This is a genomic window from Nocardia wallacei (assembly GCF_029868745.1).
Taxonomy (GTDB): domain Bacteria; phylum Actinomycetota; class Actinomycetes; order Mycobacteriales; family Mycobacteriaceae; genus Nocardia; species Nocardia wallacei_B.
Genome location: NZ_JARWOP010000238.1, coordinates 16,509 through 32,929 on the forward strand (window position 1 = coordinate 16,509; position 16,421 = coordinate 32,929).

Below are 16,421 nucleotides of genomic sequence, written 5' to 3' on the forward strand. Positions count from 1 at the left end.
TCCTCCGATCACAGGGACTTCACAAGCTCGCCGACGCCGAAGGTTTCGGCGCGGGCGTGGTCGAACAGGTCGCGGGCGTACCGGTGGATCACCTCGGTGTCCACCGGCTCCAGGCCAGGCAACGCGGCGCGCAGTCGCCGCATATCGGCGCACGTCCAGTACTGGTAGCAGTCACGGATCGGGTTCGGCACCCCCACCAGCGGCACCGGTGCGCCCGCCCACTCCGTACACCAGCCCAGCAAGGTCTCGAACCGGATCGCGGTCCCGGAACCGAGGTTGTAGACGCCTGCGACCTGCGGGGTATCGAGCAGCCGCACCAGCGTCGACACCAGCACCTGCACCGGCAGGTAGTCCCGCGCGGCGGTCAAGGTGTCGTCGAACAACCGGACCGGCCGCCGCGCCGCCACGGCCGTGACGATCTGCCACAGAATCGAGGCCATCGAGCTTTTGGATTCCTCGCCGGGACCGAAGACGTTCGTGTAGCGCAACCCCACGCAATCCAGGCCGAACACCGCCGCGCGGCGCAGCATCGACTGATCCAGGACGAGTTTGGATTTCGCGTAACAATTCAGGGGGCCCGAGCAGCGCCCACGATCCTCGGTGTCGGATTCGCGGGACGACGCCCCGTGCGGCACCACGCCGTACACGCTGCCCGAGGAGGCATACACCAGTCGTGTCCCGGAGTCGGTGCATGCGCGAGCCAGCCGCAGCGGCACCGTGGCGTTGGCCCACCGCAACCGCTCGTCATCTGCGGCGAGGGTGTCGCTGACCGCTGCCTGGTGCACGACCACCGCGAACTCCCCTCCAGCGATCCGAGCCAGCACAGCTGGGTCGGCAGCGTCCACGGTGATCGATTCCCACGGCCACGCCGTAGCCGCGGGATTCTGGTCGACTCCGGTCACCGTCCACCCGGCCGCATGCAGACCGGTGGCAACATGCCCGCCGATGAACCCGGCCGTCCCGGTGACCAGCACGGAGCGGGTCATGGCTGCATCACCCGCCCGGCGACAGCGCGTTCGATCAGCTCGCTCGTCGACACCCCTTCCAGGTACGGGCCGACGACAACTTGGCCGCCATGACGTTGCACCACGGCCGTTTCGGGTAGTTCGGTCGCTCCGTAGTCGCCGCCTTTGACCCACACATGCGGACGCAACCTTTCCAACAGCGCAGCCGGGGTGTCCTCGTCGAACACCAGCACCGCGTCGACGAAGGAGAATGCTGTCAGCATCGCCGCCCGCTGCGCTTGCGGTACCAGCGGCCGGTTCGGTCCCTTCAAATTGGCCACCGACGCGTCGCTGTTGAGCAGCACGATCAAGCAGTCGCCCATGGCGCGAGCGGCCTCCAGCAGCTGTCGGTGCCCGTCGTGCAGCACATCGAAACAGCCGCCGGTGGCCACCACCCGGCCACCGGCTGCGTGCACCCGATCGGCCACAGCGAACCCGTCACCCGCGCCATCCGGTCGCGGGTGGTTGCCCGCCGTAGCGCGTTGCCCGGCGACGTAGTCGGCCGCCGCTGTGACGGCGCGTTGCACAGCTGTCGACATTGTGCGATTACCGATCAGTTCACCGAGCAGCCTCACGGCGAACCGATCACCCGCCCCGCAGGTATCGCCTTGCTCCCGGCGTGGGGCCGGGAATACGTGCGCGGGATCGGTGTCGGCGCCGACCAGGACAGCGCCATCGGCGCCTCGGGTGACCACCGCGTACTGGCATCGCCATCGTGATCGAAGGCTGCGCGCCCGGCGGACATCGCTGTCGAGGTCGCCGGCCGCTCCGTCCTCGGCGGTGAGCAGATCGGCTTCCTCCGCATTCGGGACGATGACGCTCACCCCGTCGGTCGGTGCCGGGCCGTGACGATGGGGATCCCACACCACCGGCACACGCCGCGCCACGGTGGCCAGCAGTACTCGCAGTCGTGGTTGGGCGGCTACCCCGCGCCCGTAGTCGGCGACGAGTACGCCTTGTGCCTCGACAAGGGCGTGCGCGACCTCTGGGGGCGGATCGCCCACCGGCACCGCCGGATCGGAGTCGTCGACCATGACCAGGGTCTGTCCGCGTGCCCGCATCCGGATCTTCACCGGGGTCGGCGCCTCGATGCCCAGATCGATCACCGACACCCCCGCCTCGGTGAGGTCGCTGAGAATCCGCAGGCCGGGCTCGTCGGCGCCGATCGCGGTCACCAGCGTGACCTCGCAGCCATCGTGGGCGGCAAGGATCGCGGCCAAGCCTGCCCCGCCTGGTCGCCACTGCCGTGACACCGCGCTGAGCACCGGCACTGGCGCTTCCGGCGATACCCGCGTGACCTCACCGCACCAGTCACAGTCGGCCAGCACGTCACCGACAATCACCAGGCGCCGAGCGTGCTCAACCGTCGGCGGCGGGACGGACTCGGCGGTCTCTGCTTCGGTCGGCTGCGACGTCGACGGGGCGGATGCCAAAGCCGCATCGACCGCCGCACACAGTTCGTGCGCGATCAGAAGGTGGCATTCTTGAATGGTTGAGGTCGCCGACGAATCGACTGACACCACCTCGTCGCATACTCGCGCCAATACGCTGTCAGCGGGACCGGTCAAGGCGAAGGTGAGCATCCCTAGCTCGTTCGCCTCTGTGGCGGCAGCGATCACGTTCGTGCTGCACCCGGAAGTGGAAATCGCGATCAACACATCGCCCTCCCGACCGTGTGCACGGACCTGCCGGGCATACAACTGGTCGAAGCCGTAGTCGTTGCCGATCGCAGTCACCACCGCGGAGTCAGTGGTGAGCGCGAGCGCAGCGAGTGGGTTGCGCTCCGTCTCGAACCGGCCCACCAACTCAGCAACCAGGTGCTGCGCCTGCGCGGCGCTTCCACCATTTCCGACGGCTAGCACTCGCCCGCCGCGCCGTAGTCGGCTGGCTACCATCTGGCCCCACGACCGGACCTTGTCCAGATCGGTGCGTTCCAGGGCTTCGGACAACTTCGCGACGCGATCCGCGCCGGATTCGTTCATCTGTCTCCCCGCCTCGATCATGGTTACGGATCTCCTTGTCCATCAGCACATTTGATGCTCATTTGGGTTGGCGTTCGCCGGGGCTCACCTCGTCATCGCAGTCGCCCGACGGCGGCGCGGCAACACAGGTCGTCGGCCTGCGGCGGCTCCCAGCCGAGGTTGCGGGCACGACGCTGGTCGACGTCGTGGGGTGACCACCAACGGTGTGGCGCAACCAGCCCAGGTTCGACGAGGTCATAGCCGGCCAGCAGTGCCGCGACCTCGTCGCGACTGCGAGAACGGAATTCGATGCCGAATCCGGTGTAGATATCGGCCGCGCGGTCGACGGGGCCGGGATCAGCGTCACGTGTGATATGGCTGAGTGCCAGGAACGAGCCGCTCGGCAGCATGGTCGTGACCGCGTCCACGACCATGCCCGGGTCGGGCAGGAATTCGGCGACGAACGACAGACACACCGCGATCGGCTCGCTCGGATCCATGGCAGCGGTGATCTCGGTGACGAGGGCGTCGGTGTCGCTCAGATCGGCGTGGACGAATTCAGTTTGTTCGTCGGCGAGAAATACTCGGCCGTGGGCGGCGACCACCGGGTCGTGATCGACGTAGACCATGCGTGCGGTCGGCGCGCAGTTGCGGGCTACCTCGTGCAGGTTCGGCGAGCATGGGTAGCCGCTGCCGAGTTCGACGAACTGCCGTACCAGCTGTTCACTTGCCAGGTACCGCACGGCCCGCAGCAGCCACAAACGTGTCGCGCGGGCCGCGACCAGAAAGGCGCGGGAGTGGGTGATCAGCTTGTGACCGGCCTCGAGGTCCACCAGATAGGCGTCTTTGCCCGCACCCAACAGGACGTCGTGAATGCGTCCGCTGTGTGCCTGAGACGGATCGAGCACGATCGCCTCATTGTCTGCGCGACGGGGACTAGTCATCTGAGCTCGCCTCTCCGATTTCACTGGCCGCAGTCCCGAGCTGTTCATCGATTCGGTTGCGGACACCGCAGCTCGGTGAGCAGTACTGGTGCAGCGTCTGGGCATGCAGGGCCTGGCCGTAGGTCAGTGCGCCGGGGTCGGCGAAGCAGTCGCCGATATTGGATTGGGTGTGTGTCAAGGTGGCCGGGTTCAGGTGCCCTCGCACCAGGCTGTCGGCCATTACCGGGTACCGATCGGCATGGCGTGCCCGGTGGCCACGGGTCGGGTGTTCCCCGGCTTATGCCCGATCAAGGCGGGGTCGTATCGCATCCCGACCTCGAGAGCATGCTGCACCACCGTGGTGACCCACGCCCGAAACGCCGCATAGTCCGCCGCCACCGACATGGACAGGGCCACACCGTCGGGGTTGTCGTACATGCGCGCGTCCGGCGCCACCGTCACGTGATGGGTGGCGAACTCGACGAAGCCCATCCCGGCCGCAGCGGTCACGGTCAGCGGGTCGGCCGCCATCGACGCGGAACGTTCCCCGGCGAACCATCGGTCGTAGCCCGCAGCGACGAGTTTCGCCCACTTCGGCGCGTTGGCCGCCGCGAGCAGCTGATACACCTCGCTGTCCGCGTCGATCGCGGTCTCGGGGGTGAAGGTGACATCGGAGGTCACCAAGGCTACGTCCAGATCGGGCGCGGTCAGCACCGTCCGGGCGCTTGCGGGGTCCATGCGCAGGTTGTGCGAGGCACGATCGGGCCGTCTGTACAGATGGGCGAAGCCGCCGCCCATCTGCATGATCGTCAGCCGCCGCGCCAACCCCGGTGCGTCGGCGTAGAGGTGGGCCAGGTTGCTCATCGGTCCCTGACCGATCCACGCCGCACGCCCGGTCTCGCCCAGCACCGCGCGCACGGCGTCGATTACCGACCCGGTCACCGGCGCCGAGACTGGCGGGAATCCGGCGGGCACCAGACCGTCGCACACCCATCGCGCTTGCGCGCCCTCGATTTCCGCGCCGGCGACCACCACGACCCCGGTTCGCCCGCACAAGTTCAGCAGGAACCGCGCCAGCCTTGCGCGTTGACCGCCGCCGAATTCGTCACTGGTCACCACCAGCCGCAGCGGCAGCGCCGCCGCAGCGAGGATGAGCGCCAGCAAATCGTCCGGGTCGTGCCCGACATCAGTGCAGATAATGGCGGGCATGCGGTCCATCGGCCGCATGCCAGGCCGCATCGGTGCTCGTATCGAGTCCATCAGTGTGGTCGTCCCTTCTGCTGGGTAGGAAAAGCCGCTGGTACGGAAGTTGTTTCATCTCGTCGGTCGCCAGATCGTCGACCGTCACACGCGCCAGTCCCTGTCGTGTTGCTTCGGCGGCGAATGCCTCTGCGGCACACCGCTCTGCTCGGTAGTGCTGTACCGGCACTCCCGGGATGTCGAAGTCAACGACCAGGCGGCGCTCCATGGCGGATCAATCGGCCGCAGGGTCGCCGGTCCATAGCGGTAATTGCTCAGCGACCCGTCGCATCGTCGCCTCGTCGCACGAGAACGACCGCGCTAGCGGGCCGCCGGACTCGTCTCGGGCGACGATGACCGTTGCCAGCGCCTCGCCCAGCCGCTCGAAATGCGTGGGCAACGTCGCTCCTGGATTACGCTGCGGCAGATCGTCGGTCATCACTGAACCCCTTGCGCATGTATCGAGCGGCCTGGCCGGGCACCGAACCCGGCCCTGCCCTCGGTGGTTTCCATGAACCTCAGAATCGGTGTGCGGGCGCTTGGCCGGAACTGTCGCTTCACGGCGTTGCACTGACGTTTCGCTGACGTTGAGCACCCAGCGCTGCTTCCAGGCAGGCCGGTCGATGACAGACTGGCCCCATGGAACTCAACGGGTCGCCAATCACCGAGTCCGATCTCGCTGCATTGGGTTTGGTCGGGTACGGGCACTTCACGTCCATGCGGGTCGAGAACCACGCTGTTCGCGGACTCAGCCAGCACATGGACCGACTCATCCGCGACTGCCGCACCGTGTTCGACACCGAGCTCGACCCCGACCGGGTACGCGAACTCATCCGTCACGCGCTGCCGGACACGGCGTCTCCGGTGGTTGTTCGCGTCACTGTGTTCGACCCGCACCTCGGGCTCGGCAAACCTGGAGCCGACGCCGACCCGCAGATCCTCGTCACCTCGCGGGAGGCTCCCGCCGTCCCGCAGGCCCCGCTGACTTTGCGGTCGGCCGTCTACACCCGCGACCTGCCCAAAACCAAGCATGTCGGGTTGTTCGGCAGTCTCTACCAGCGTCGCCTCGCGCAACGCGATGGCGCTGATGACGTCCTGTTCACCCTGGCCGATGGGACCATCACCGAGATCGCGACCTCCAATATCGGTGTGATCTCCGATGGCCAGCTGATCTGGCCGCAGGCCGAGGTACTTCCCGGCATCACGATGCGCCTGCTCAGCCAGACCCTCGATGAGGACGTCGTCGTCAAACCCATCACGCTGGCCGAACTGCCGCATGTCGACGGCGCGGTCGCGACCAACGCAGCGGTCGGCGTTCGCGCCATCGCCCGCATCGACAACGTCGACCTGCCCGTCGACCATGAGATGATCGCCAGGCTCCGGACAGAGTACGAATCCATTCCCCCGCAACGCATCTGACCTGCTTTGCGCCACTATTGTGACTAGGCTCGGAACCCACCGCTCGGGGAAGGGAGCACACAGGCGATGGGCATCGTGGTCCGCAGCTGGACCGGCGCCGAAGCGCGCGCACTGCGAGACGCACGGCGAATGAGTATCACCGAATTCGCCGCACACATCGGCGTCAATCCTCGGCTGATCTCCCGCTGGGAGGCCGGCGGCAAGAACATCCGCCCCCGCCCGGTCAACCAAGCAGCACTCGACACCATCCTGGCGCGGCTGGGCAGCGACGAACTGACCCGGTTCGTCGAAGCGATATCCCCGGCCGTCCTCAGCGACGCCCGCGATACCGACGTACCTGAGCAACGCACCGACACCCGCCATCCCGCTGACGGCAAGCTCATGACCTGGATTCCCGAAGGGATCTACCTCGCGGGGCCACAGGACCAACCCGTATGGGTGGCTGGGTACTGGATCGATGTCTTCCCGACCACCAACGCGGATTACGCGAGATTTGTGGCGGCCCAAGGGTATTCCGCACCCCACCACTGGGGCGGTCCGGCTCCGGCCCGTGAGATCGCCGATCACCCGGTGGTCTGGGTGAGCCGGGACGACGCCGCCACCTATGCCCGATGGGCCCAGAAGTCCCTGCCGACCAGCCAGCAGTGGGAGAAAGCTGCTCGAGGTACCCGCGGCAACGTCTGGCCCTGGGGAAACCAACCGACCCCAGCCAAATGCAATATTCGCGGTTCCGGCCCTGGCACGACAACCCCTGTCGCGACCTACGCCAGCGGTGTCAGTCCATTCGGTGTATACGACCTCGTCGGCAACACCTGGGAATGGACCGCCACCGAAACCACCAGCGGCCGGTACGAACTCAAAGGCAGTGCCTTCACCAGCCCCTTCGACCGAGGCGAACCGTCGGCATTCAACGACGCCGCGCATTCGATGCTCGACGACGACACCGGATTCCGATGTGTCGCAACCGGCCTCGCGAACGAGGCGGACCAAGTCGACCGATAGCGGATACTCCGTGTGGCCCGCGAGAGATGTCATCGGATCTCCCGCAGGCGATCGGGGCGCGATATCAACCGCGTCCTGCCTTCACCCTGGGGCCAGCACACGCCCCGATCGACCGACCACACCTCAGCTGTGCGCCGGGCGGCGGGAATCCACGCGCCCAAGTGGGCTTCCGACGGAATCATCACCAAATCGACCGAGTCGGGCAGATTCGCGAGCAGCCGGACCAAGCCTTCGCTGGAGTCGCGAAACACGATCTCGTCCAGCTGGATGCGGTGCACGCGCGCCAGCGCCCTGATCCCCGCAGCCACCGTTTCGGCCGCCACCCCCGCGATATCGCGACGGACGATCCCCAATGCCCGCCTCATGATGCTCGCCCCGCCGCCAGCGGTGACTGACCAGGCTCGATCGGCAGCCGGATCCAAGAGATTCGGGCGCCCCCGCGTAGCGAGCGTCGGCCAGCCGCTGCCGGGCCAAGTACGTCGGGACCGATCGGTTCGAGAGAAAGCATCGGCGACCGAAGAACCTGCACCTCCAACGCCGGGCCCCGAAGCAACAGCCACACCGTCAGAACGATCGACTCGGTCAGATTCGGCAGCGTGGCTGTGAGATCGGCGAAGATCGGCGGATTGCCGCCGCTGTCTGCGGGTATGAAGTCGGACAGAGCAGATAGCACGAAGTGTTCGACGTCGTCGACCATGTGCCGCAGCCTGGCTCTCGACAGGGTATTGAGGATGTCCATGCGGGCCTCCTCCACTACAGTCACCGAACCGGTCCGCAGCAGGAGTCGAGCCAACGTGCGCTCACGCGGCAGGACGACGCTGCGGCGAAATCCGCTCAGCACAACCGACCGGTTGCTCAGGTCCAAACACCACACACGCAAGCCGTCGACGGCATCGAGATCGTGGAGGAACTTCGTCCGCTGCTGACTACGGCCCGCAGTCAAATGCGCTTCGGACGGAACGGCGACATCGCGGGCACCGGTCGATTCGATGGCCCGCATCAACTGCCACAACGCACCGGTCCCCGCGCCCGTCTCGCAGAAGAGGGCCGCGATATTGAACCCGTTCAGCCCAGCCAGATCCCGCAGTCGATGTTCGACATCGCTCTGGTGGTCACCGAGCAGTTCCTTGCGCAGGTACCCGTACATCAACGACGGTTCTCGGTCCGCGTTCGACAACACCCGCGCTCACCTCCGCTCGCCCGGTAGCCAGATCCGCGCACGACGCGGTGGGAGATCAGGAATGGTGCAGGTGACACCCAGTACAACCGCGAGTTCATGGACGGTCAGCCCCAGCGCGTCAGCACCGAAGCGGATATCTCTCCAGCGGGGATCGCCGGGTGGAGGCGCAGCCTGTAGTGCCTCACCCGCATGAACAGCCGCATTCGCGGCCAGGGTGTCCACCGTCCTGCCCTGCATCCACGGCAACGTCCACGACTGTTGCCCGACATACCACGCGGACAGCCGGTCAGTATCGGCTCCAGTTACAAGTTGCATGGCTGATCACTCCTGAGATCACTCGAACACTCGCTGAGTGCGCGGTATTGATGTGTTACTCATGCCACGACATTGAGAGTAATGTAGCTGGTATATATACCAGCCGCAAGGGATGGGGCGATCCACCCTGAGAGGCGGGATAGGGTGCTAACGCACGATCGATGAATGGAGGCCGCGATGACGACGCCAGGATGGGACCGGTCAGATCCGAATGCCCTGCGGTTCCTCATCGGCCGGGAGTTACGCGACGCTCGGGAACGAGCCCGCATGTCACAGCGCCAGGCCAGCGAACACCTCGGCTGCACCCAGACAAAGATCAACTACCTCGAATCGGGCCGTAATCAGCAACAACCTGACGAGGTAACTCACCTACTCAAGCTCTATGGCGCCGACGACGTCCACATCACACGCCTCGCCGCGCTCGCGTCCCAGGCCGACCAGACAATCTGGTGGGCGCCGTTCGGCGACGCCTTCCCGAACTGGTTCCGCACCTTCGTCGGACTCGAAGGGCTCGCGACCTCGGTATTCACCTACGAACAGACACTGCTCCCAGGACAGCTCCAGACACCCGAGTACGCAATGGCGCTTCTTCAGGGGAACCTGAGAGTTCCGCCGATCGATGCACCTCAGGTTGTGGAGGCGCGGATGGCACGACAACGCCTCACCGCAGCAAACAACCCGCTGCGGTATCGCGCCGTCCTGGAGGAAGTCGTACTCGATCGCCTGGTCGGCGGTTCTACGGTGATGCGGCCGCAACTCGAGCGCCTACTCGAACTGCAGGAACTCGACAACGTCGAGCTGCACATCATGCCGCTCAGCGTCACCGTCCACGACGGACTCGACGGCGACTTCATGCTGCTGAACTTCGACAATGCCCAATCGATCGGATATGTCGAATACCCGGCTGGCGCCCTGTACATGCAGGAACAGGACCAGGTGCAGTTGTATAAAATGGCAGCTGACCGGCTCTGTGAGGCAGCGCTGTCGGAGTCCGACTCCGCTGAAGTCATCAGAGCCCGAATCAGCACCCTGACAGACAAGGAGTGACGGTGAACACCGGCACCCGCCTCGAATGGCGGACATCCAGCTACAGCAGCAACGGCGAGAACTGCGTCGAGGTCGCCCCCTCCGCCGGCTGGCGGACATCCAGCCACAGCGGGGCCGGTGAGAACTGCGTGGACGTCGCCCCCCGCGATAGTCGCGTCTACCTGCGGCACAGCAAGCACCCCTCGCACGGCACGATCACCTTCGATCTCCACGCATGGACCGCGTTTATCGACGAATCGCGCAGCGGCTCGCGCAGCGCCAACGGCATCGTCAATGTCCGCAAGGACGGAGCGGACACCCTCGTCCAGACTGCGGATGGCGCGATCAGGCTCCGCTTCGACGATGGCGAATGGACCGCCTTCGTTGCCGGAGCCCGCGACGGCGAATTCGATTTCCTGCCGAACACGAATTGACGGCGGCGGCCCGCGCGGCGGCAGCGGTAACTCATGACGGAAGCTCTGACCGTCTGACAATGACGTCGCGATCCGCCATGGCTCCAGCCGCCTGCGCGGTGCCGGGTCGACGAGTGTCATCCATCCCGCTTCTGCAGCATTTGGTGGACTTCTCGCCAGTCGATTCCGGCTGGAGCTTTCGCCAGGATCGCGGCCAGTAGACCCAGCCGTGCGGTGCGGTCGGCGGGGTCGTCGGCCATGACCAGGACATCGTCGAAAAACGTGGTCAGTGGCTCGATCAGGGTGTGGCCGTGGGGGATCCATTCGGTCAACGGCTTGCCATCGGCAACAGGCACCGAACCCATCACGGTCAGGAGCTGCTGCTCGGCGGGGCCGATGAGCCTAGCGGGGTCGTAGGTGGTGGGCGCGGCGGGAGGCAGGATCCGCATGATCCGTTGCAGTCCTTCCACAAGGTCGGCGAATCGGTTGTCCTCGCTGGCTTCGCTGATCTGGTCGATCAACATGTCCGCGCGATGCGGGGCCTCGGCGGAGGGACGGACTGCGGCGATGAGTCCTGGACCGACTGCTTCGTCGCGGAGTCGCTGCTCGTAGCGGGTGGTGATCAGTTCCTCAGCAGTGGACAGGACCGCGGGGTCGATGGTGAGGCCCTGGCCGCGGAGTTGGTCGGCGGCGGTCCTGAGGCCGATTGGGATGGTGACGTCGGCGAGTTCGGGGTGGTCGCGCAGGATTGCCAGGATTCCGGCTGCCGCGCGGCGCAGGCCGTAGGGGTCGGCGTTGCCGGTGAGTTTGGCGCCGACGGCGAGCATCGCGACCAGGAGGTCGAAGCGGTCTGCCAATGCAAGGAGCGCGCCGGGTGTGGTGGTGGGGAGGTCGTCTCCGGACGAGCGGGGCAGCTCCATTTCCCACAGTGCCGTGGCCACTGGTTCGGATTCGCGGGACTTGGTCGCGTATTCGCGCGCCATAGTGCCGGCGAGGGAGGTCATTTCGATCACCATTTGGGTGGCGAGGTCGAACTTCGCGAGGGCACCAGCGCGGGTCAAGGTGGCCGCGTCAGCAGCAGGGAGGCCACTGCGGGTGCCAAGTATGGAGGCCGCTGTGGCAATGCGGTCGGCGCGGTCAGCCATGGTGCCGACCTTCTCGTGGAACATGAGTGCCCCGAGCCGGGCCCGGAACTGGTCAGGGGCGATGGTCAGGTCGACATTCCAGAAGAACGCGGCATCCTCGAAGCGGGCGCGGAGCACGTTTTCGTTGCCGCCGCGGACGACGTCGGCGTCGCAGTCGCCGTTGGCCATCGTCACGAAGACCGGCAGCAGGTCACCCGCGCCGGAGCGGACCGGGAGGTAACGCTGATGCTTGCGCATCACAGTGATGAGGATTTGTTCTGGCAGGTCGAGGTATTTCGGGTCGAAATGGCCCAGGATACCGGTCGGGGATTCGACGAGGTTGGTGATCTCATCGATCAGGTCGGCGTCGCCGTCGACGTCGATCCGGCCGTTCGCGGCCTCAGCCAGAGCGGCGGCCGAGGACACGACGCGTGCGCGGCGCTCGACCGGGTCGACGACGATTCCCGCGGCCTCGAGTACTGGGAGATAGTGGTCGGCGGCAGGGAGATCGAACGTCGGTGTAGCGGACTGGCGGTGGCCTCGGGTGCTGCGGCCCGCTACCAATGTGCCGGCGGTGATCGGGAGGATCTGGTCGCCGAGTAGCGCGGTGAGCCATCGGATAGGGCGGGAGAAACTCAATTCCGGATCACGCCAGCGCATGTTCTTGTCCGCCCGCAACGACAGGGTGAGCCGGGACAGGACATCGGTGAGTACCACTGCCGCCGAACGGCCGGCGCGAGTGCTCTCGACCGCGACGTGCTCGGCACCGCCGACTTCGATCCGTTGCAGATCATCGGCCGAAACACCCTGCGCACGAAGGAAACCGGCGAGAGCCGGAGTGGATTTACCGTCGGCATCGTAGGCTGCGGCGACCTTCGGGCCCCGGCGCACGTTCACGCTGTCGGGTTCCCTATCGGCGATGCCCTCGACTCGCACGCCGATCCGGCGTGGGGTCGCCTGCACGGTGATCTCACCATGCGGCAGGGCAGTGGAATCAAGGAGTTCGATGAGTGTGGCGCGCACGCTGGAAATGCTCGCGGTCACGACATGCGGCGGTAGTTCCTCGGTGCCGATCTCGAACAGCAGCACCGATCCGGGTGCTGAAGTGATCGTGGCGGGATCGACGGGAGAAGTGGCCAGCGGCGGCGGGGCGTGTACTCCGCGCGGATACCCGGCCTCCGCACGTAAGTCGGTCCACAGGGCGGCGATCTCGCGGGATTGCTTGCGCATCACCGCGAACCACTTCGCGCGCTCGGCTGTACTCACCGCACCGCGCGAATCCAGAATGTTGAATGCGTGGCTGGATTTCAGGACATGTACATGCGCAGGGACCGGCAGCCGGGTGGTGATCATCCGGTCGGCTTCGGCCGAGTACGCGGCGAGCAGGCCACGGGTGGTGTCGATGTCGGCGTCGTCGAGGTAGTAGCGCGACATCTCGTACTCAGACTGGCCGAACACTTCGCCGTAGCTGACGCCGGGCGCGTAGGCGATGTGCTCGAAGTGTGTGACGCCCTGGATCGCCATCAGGATCCGCTCGAGGCCGTAGGTGATCTCGACCGGGATCGGGTCGAGGTTCTGTCCCGCGACCTGTTGGAAGTAGGTGAACTGGGTGATCTCCATACCGTCGAGCCAGACTTCCCAGCCCAGACCCCACGCCCCGATCGCCGGCTGAGCCCAGTTGTCCTCCACGAACCGCACATCGTGGGCATCGAGGTCGATACCGAGCGCGGCCAGCGAACCCAGGTACAACTCCTGCGGATCACCCGGTTCAGGTTTGAGTATCACCTGGAACTGGGTGTGGGTCTGCAAGCGGTTCGGGTTCTTACCGTATCGAGAGTCGTCGGGACGTACGGATGGTTCGACGTAGGCGACGTTCCAGATTTCCGGACCCAGCACACTCAGCAGCGTGGCGGGGTTCATCGTGCCGGCACCGACCTCGGTGTTGAACGGCTGACCCAGCAGGCAACCTCGCTGCGACCAGTACGCCTGCAGACGAAGGATCGCTTCCTGCATCGATACGGGGACGGAGGGGTTGTCGTTGTGGGCAGTTGCCGTGGTCATCCGGAAATCCTATCGGTGGCGAGAGCGGGCATTCCGAGCGCTACTCCGGTCGCTGGAGCGAAGAAGCTGGGCAGGTGGCAGCCGCCGCGGCAGGCGTCGGCGACTGCGCAACCGGTGCAGGTTGGCCTGGTGGCGACCGCTGCGTGCACGGCGTCGGTCAAGGCGGGCCATGCTCCGGCGAGGGGTTCGGTGTGCAGGGAACCGAAGTAGACGTTGGAGTGCGGACAGTTCCGCAATCGGCCGTCGTAGGAGACGCTGCCCCACACCATTCCCGATTCGCAGTGCCCGGATATCTGCGACAGCCGCAATCCGAGGGTTGGGTCGTCGGACCGTAACGGGGTGTCGGTATCGGAGGTGCACACCTTCTGCGCGCAGGGCCACGCCACCGTCATCCCGGGGCATTCGGTGGCAAGGAGGTGGTCGATGCGGGTGATCAGCGGCATGGTGACCGACACCGGAATGCCGTAGCGGTCGTCGTGGCGGCCGGTCGGGACGTAGCGCATGACGCCGAACTCGCGCACCCCGAGCGCATGCACATCGCGGATGACGTCCAGCGCACCGTCGATGTTGCTTTTGACCAGTGTCATCTCCGCGACCACGGTGATGCCGGCGTCGATCAGCAGTCGCATCGCGTCGATCGCGCGGTCATAGGCGCGGGGATGGCCGGTTAGTTCGTTGTGGGTGTCGCGGTCGCCGTGGATCGAGACGAGGACACAGCGCACGTTCGCTGCTGCCAGCCGCTTCGCCCGTTCGGCGGTGAGGAAGTGGCCGTTGGTGAACACCACCTGGTACAGGCCGCGGCGTCCACCGTGTTCGAAGATCTCCATCGCATCGGGGTGCAGCAGTGTCTCACCGCCGCTGTAGCGGATGACGAAACAGCCCCGGTCTGCGCATTCGTCGAGGATCGAGCATGCCAGCTCGGTCGGAATATGCTTTTCCGGCAATGCTTTTACCGCGCGCCGGACCTCGGCGTCGCTCATGTCCGGGTCGATCTTCCACACGTTGTAGCAGAATCCGCACGCCCAGTTGCATACGGCGGTGAGCTCGATTTCCAGCCGCAGCGGGAAGTCCAGCTTCGTGTCGAACCGCTTGTCGACGCCCAGCAACGATCCGCGGCCGTCGTCCTGGACGGCTGCTGGCTGCGGGGAGGTCAGGGTGGCGACCAGGTCGGCGGCGTCGGCGGCGACGCGTGAGGGGGCGGCGTTGTAGCGCTTCGCGATATCGCCGATGACGGTGTCGTCATCGGCGCCGGAGAACATCAGGGACACCATCGATTCGGCGACCGCGTTGCGGAGTCGATGGAAGGTGCCGGTGTGTGGGTCGAACAGCAGGCCGAGGTCGGCACGGTATCTCAGCTGCTGGGTCAGGGCCCGGGACAGGGTGGCGGGCATCGCGATGCTCCTCGAATCGGGGACGGTCAGACGGGTGAGAGCCGCGCGAACAACGTGGTGACGTCGTCAGCAACGCGCTCCGGCGGCACCTCATAGGTTTGGGCGAGCGTCTGCGTGATCTGCTCGAGGTCGAGACCCCGGTAAGCCAGCCGCACTGCCTCCGCGGCGGTGGTGTTGACCAGTCGTTCGCAGCGGTCGCGTTGCCAGTCGTGCAGCAATTGCTTGCCCGGGTGATAGCGGTAGTGGCGCAGGATCCACTGCGGCGACCCGGTCGGGGCTTCGTCGATGGCCCGGTAGATTGCGCGGGCCTGGTCGATGTGGTCAGCGACCGACGGTCGTTCCAGCAGTCGACGCGCGTAGTCGCGCACGGCGGGGTCGTCGATGCCGATATGCCAACCGCGGAGCTGCTGGAAGTAGGTCGACACCATCACATCCGCGAGCCCGAAGTCCCCGACGAGGAACGGACCACCCGAACGGCCCAACAATCCGGACACGACGTCACACAGCCACCGTGCCTGCCCCACCGCGCCGGGCCCAGGAATGCCGGGGGCGGTACGGAGCGAGCGAGCGTAGGACGCGCCCTCGCGCAGGTACGGCAGGTCGTGACTCGCCCAGGCGGAGATAGAGCGGACCAAGGCCCGCTGGCGTCGCGTGGTGCCCATGAGGCTGGGACCGGAGTCCGGTGCGATTTCATCGAGGTATTCGGCGATCGAGACCACATCTCCGGCAACGGCTCCGGTCTCGGTGTCGGCCAGAATCGGGACCCGAGGCAGCAGCGACATCGCGGAGTCCTCCAGAATGCCTTCGACATCGGCTTCCGCGAGTTCGTCGGCATCACACGCGCAGCCGATACCGGCCTCGCGTTCGTCGGTCCCGTCGCCGGCGAACAGCACCCCGTCCGGACTTTCCCGGATCGGCCAATCCAGCTCCACGATCCTTTCGGCCACTGGAAGGCCCTTCTCGGCCACCGCGACTCGACCGCGCATCGACCATCCCGAAAAGTGGAGATCACCCACGTACAAGGTCAGCATTCGACCACCCCTTGTTGTTGCCGCCGGTCCCTGGCCGACCACACCGCGGCCGACCAGGGTTGTCATCTCAGTCGCACTGGCGGCTGATCATCGTTTTCGTCTCCACCTTGGGGGCTTCGTACTCCCCACGCTCGGCCGTGGTGGTGGTTTGCTCCGACATGACTTTTCCCTTCCGTCGGTCTCCTGGACGGTGGCTGGAGTGCACGAATCCTGCTACTTCCGAACAGGTTTTCGATCAGCCACGATTCGAGTGTCTGTCGACTGCGGTGTATGTGCTATCCCTGCTGCATCCCGAGTTTCTGGACACCCTGGACTGGATTGGACATTTTCTG

16 protein-coding genes and 1 pseudogene are annotated in these 16,421 nt (G+C 65.9%); 4 read left to right on the top strand and 13 right to left on the bottom strand.

The window, feature by feature from the left end; all coding sequences use genetic code 11:
* Window positions 1-8 precede the first annotated feature (8 nt).
* From QH470_RS20750 to QH470_RS20780, 8 genes and pseudogenes are all read right to left on the bottom strand, one after another.
* Entirely contained in the window at window positions 9-986 is a 978-nt protein-coding gene (locus tag QH470_RS20750; protein WP_067510746.1) for an NAD-dependent epimerase/dehydratase family protein, read from the bottom strand.
* Window positions 983-2,347 (bottom strand): PfkB family carbohydrate kinase, encoded by a 1,365-nt coding sequence (locus QH470_RS20755; protein WP_232111129.1) that lies wholly within the window; start codon window positions 2,345-2,347, stop codon window positions 983-985. Before QH470_RS20755 ends, QH470_RS20750 begins: the two co-directional genes overlap by 4 nt.
* 96 nt (window positions 2,348-2,443) lie before the next feature.
* Window positions 2,444-2,986, bottom strand: a pseudogene (locus QH470_RS38275) (D-sedoheptulose-7-phosphate isomerase); the annotation flags it as partial.
* 92 nt (window positions 2,987-3,078) lie between these two features.
* Window positions 3,079-3,873, bottom strand: coding sequence for an SAM-dependent methyltransferase (locus QH470_RS20760; protein WP_054814843.1), 795 nt, complete (start codon window positions 3,871-3,873; stop codon window positions 3,079-3,081).
* A gap of 28 nt (window positions 3,874-3,901) precedes the next feature.
* A complete protein-coding gene (locus tag QH470_RS20765) occupies window positions 3,902-4,129 on the bottom strand; it encodes a hypothetical protein (protein ID WP_043737912.1) in 228 nt (75 codons plus the stop codon).
* Complete coding sequence (locus QH470_RS20770; protein WP_157227750.1) at window positions 4,129-5,097, bottom strand: nucleoside hydrolase; 969 nt, start codon at window positions 5,095-5,097, stop codon at window positions 4,129-4,131. Before QH470_RS20770 ends, QH470_RS20765 begins: the two co-directional genes overlap by 1 nt.
* On the bottom strand, window positions 5,075-5,356 hold the full coding sequence (locus tag QH470_RS20775; RefSeq protein WP_068048176.1) for a hypothetical protein: 282 nt from the start codon (window positions 5,354-5,356) through the stop codon (window positions 5,075-5,077). Before QH470_RS20775 ends, QH470_RS20770 begins: the two co-directional genes overlap by 23 nt.
* 6 nt (window positions 5,357-5,362) lie before the next feature.
* Window positions 5,363-5,566: a hypothetical protein gene (locus QH470_RS20780; RefSeq protein ID WP_043737910.1), complete on the bottom strand. Its 204-nt coding sequence runs from the start codon at window positions 5,564-5,566 to the stop codon at window positions 5,363-5,365.
* Between the two features lie 200 nt (window positions 5,567-5,766).
* On the opposite strand from QH470_RS20780, the gene QH470_RS20785 reads away from it, so the two are divergent.
* Window positions 5,767-6,546 (top strand): aminotransferase class IV family protein, encoded by a 780-nt coding sequence (locus QH470_RS20785; protein WP_043737908.1) that lies wholly within the window; start codon window positions 5,767-5,769, stop codon window positions 6,544-6,546.
* Between the two features lie 66 nt (window positions 6,547-6,612).
* Window positions 6,613-7,548 carry an SUMF1/EgtB/PvdO family nonheme iron enzyme gene (locus QH470_RS20790; RefSeq protein WP_084537811.1) on the top strand — a complete coding sequence of 312 codons (936 nt, stop codon included), beginning with the start codon at window positions 6,613-6,615 and terminating at the stop codon, window positions 7,546-7,548.
* A gap of 29 nt (window positions 7,549-7,577) precedes the next feature.
* Here QH470_RS20790 and QH470_RS20795 read toward each other — a convergent pair whose 3' ends face one another.
* Both QH470_RS20795 and QH470_RS20800 read right to left on the bottom strand, forming a co-directional pair.
* The gene (locus QH470_RS20795; protein ID WP_157112997.1) at window positions 7,578-7,913 is read right to left on the bottom strand and encodes a hypothetical protein; all 336 of its coding nucleotides are present in this window, start codon (window positions 7,911-7,913) and stop codon (window positions 7,578-7,580) included.
* On the bottom strand, window positions 7,910-8,695 hold the full coding sequence (locus QH470_RS20800) for a hypothetical protein (RefSeq protein ID WP_043737903.1): 786 nt from the start codon (window positions 8,693-8,695) through the stop codon (window positions 7,910-7,912). The genes QH470_RS20795 and QH470_RS20800 overlap by 4 nt, the downstream gene beginning before the upstream one ends.
* A gap of 513 nt (window positions 8,696-9,208) precedes the next feature.
* Between QH470_RS20800 and QH470_RS20805 the strand changes: the two genes are divergently transcribed.
* Together QH470_RS20805 and QH470_RS20810 are read left to right on the top strand one after the other, a co-directional pair.
* Window positions 9,209-10,090 (top strand): helix-turn-helix domain-containing protein, encoded by an 882-nt coding sequence (locus QH470_RS20805; protein WP_197986986.1) that lies wholly within the window; start codon window positions 9,209-9,211, stop codon window positions 10,088-10,090.
* Window positions 10,091-10,092: 2 nt separating this feature from the next.
* Entirely contained in the window at window positions 10,093-10,503 is a 411-nt protein-coding gene (locus tag QH470_RS20810) for a DUF397 domain-containing protein (RefSeq protein WP_051047393.1), read from the top strand.
* Window positions 10,504-10,619: 116 nt separating this feature from the next.
* On the opposite strand, the gene QH470_RS20815 is transcribed toward QH470_RS20810, so the two are convergent.
* Genes QH470_RS20815 through QH470_RS20825 form a run of 3 tightly spaced genes read right to left on the bottom strand, consistent with a single transcriptional unit; the run spans window position 10,620 to window position 16,155 of the window.
* Window positions 10,620-13,667, bottom strand: a complete 3,048-nt coding sequence (locus tag QH470_RS20815) for a glycine--tRNA ligase (protein ID WP_051047389.1) — start codon at window positions 13,665-13,667, stop codon at window positions 10,620-10,622.
* Window positions 13,664-15,058, bottom strand: a complete 1,395-nt coding sequence (locus QH470_RS20820; RefSeq protein WP_067510747.1) for a radical SAM protein — start codon at window positions 15,056-15,058, stop codon at window positions 13,664-13,666. The genes QH470_RS20815 and QH470_RS20820 overlap by 4 nt, the downstream gene beginning before the upstream one ends.
* 26 nt (window positions 15,059-15,084) lie before the next feature.
* Window positions 15,085-16,155 carry a PqqD family peptide modification chaperone gene (locus QH470_RS20825; protein ID WP_157115845.1) on the bottom strand — a complete coding sequence of 357 codons (1,071 nt, stop codon included), beginning with the start codon at window positions 16,153-16,155 and terminating at the stop codon, window positions 15,085-15,087.
* Window positions 16,156-16,421 lie beyond the last annotated feature (266 nt).

Coding starts and splice junctions, on each gene's coding strand:
- QH470_RS20750 (WP_067510746.1), bottom strand. CDS start 986: ATGACCCGCTCCGTGCTGGTCACCGGGACGGCCGGGTTCATCGGCGGG.
- QH470_RS20765 (WP_043737912.1), bottom strand. CDS start 4,129: ATGGCCGACAGCCTGGTGCGAGGGCACCTGAACCCGGCCACCTTGACA.
- QH470_RS20770 (WP_157227750.1), bottom strand. CDS start 5,097: ATGCCCGCCATTATCTGCACTGATGTCGGGCACGACCCGGACGATTTG.
- QH470_RS20775 (WP_068048176.1), bottom strand. CDS start 5,356: ATGGAGCGCCGCCTGGTCGTTGACTTCGACATCCCGGGAGTGCCGGTA.
- QH470_RS20780 (WP_043737910.1), bottom strand. CDS start 5,566: ATGACCGACGATCTGCCGCAGCGTAATCCAGGAGCGACGTTGCCCACG.
- QH470_RS20785 (WP_043737908.1), top strand. CDS start 5,767: ATGGAACTCAACGGGTCGCCAATCACCGAGTCCGATCTCGCTGCATTG.
- QH470_RS20790 (WP_084537811.1), top strand. CDS start 6,613: ATGGGCATCGTGGTCCGCAGCTGGACCGGCGCCGAAGCGCGCGCACTG.
- QH470_RS20795 (WP_157112997.1), bottom strand. CDS start 7,913: ATGAGGCGGGCATTGGGGATCGTCCGTCGCGATATCGCGGGGGTGGCG.
- QH470_RS20800 (WP_043737903.1), bottom strand. CDS start 8,695: ATGTACGGGTACCTGCGCAAGGAACTGCTCGGTGACCACCAGAGCGAT.
- QH470_RS20805 (WP_197986986.1), top strand. CDS start 9,209: ATGGAGGCCGCGATGACGACGCCAGGATGGGACCGGTCAGATCCGAAT.
- QH470_RS20815 (WP_051047389.1), bottom strand. CDS start 13,667: ATGACCACGGCAACTGCCCACAACGACAACCCCTCCGTCCCCGTATCG.
- QH470_RS20820 (WP_067510747.1), bottom strand. CDS start 15,058: ATGCCCGCCACCCTGTCCCGGGCCCTGACCCAGCAGCTGAGATACCGT.
- QH470_RS20825 (WP_157115845.1), bottom strand. CDS start 16,155: ATGACAACCCTGGTCGGCCGCGGTGTGGTCGGCCAGGGACCGGCGGCA.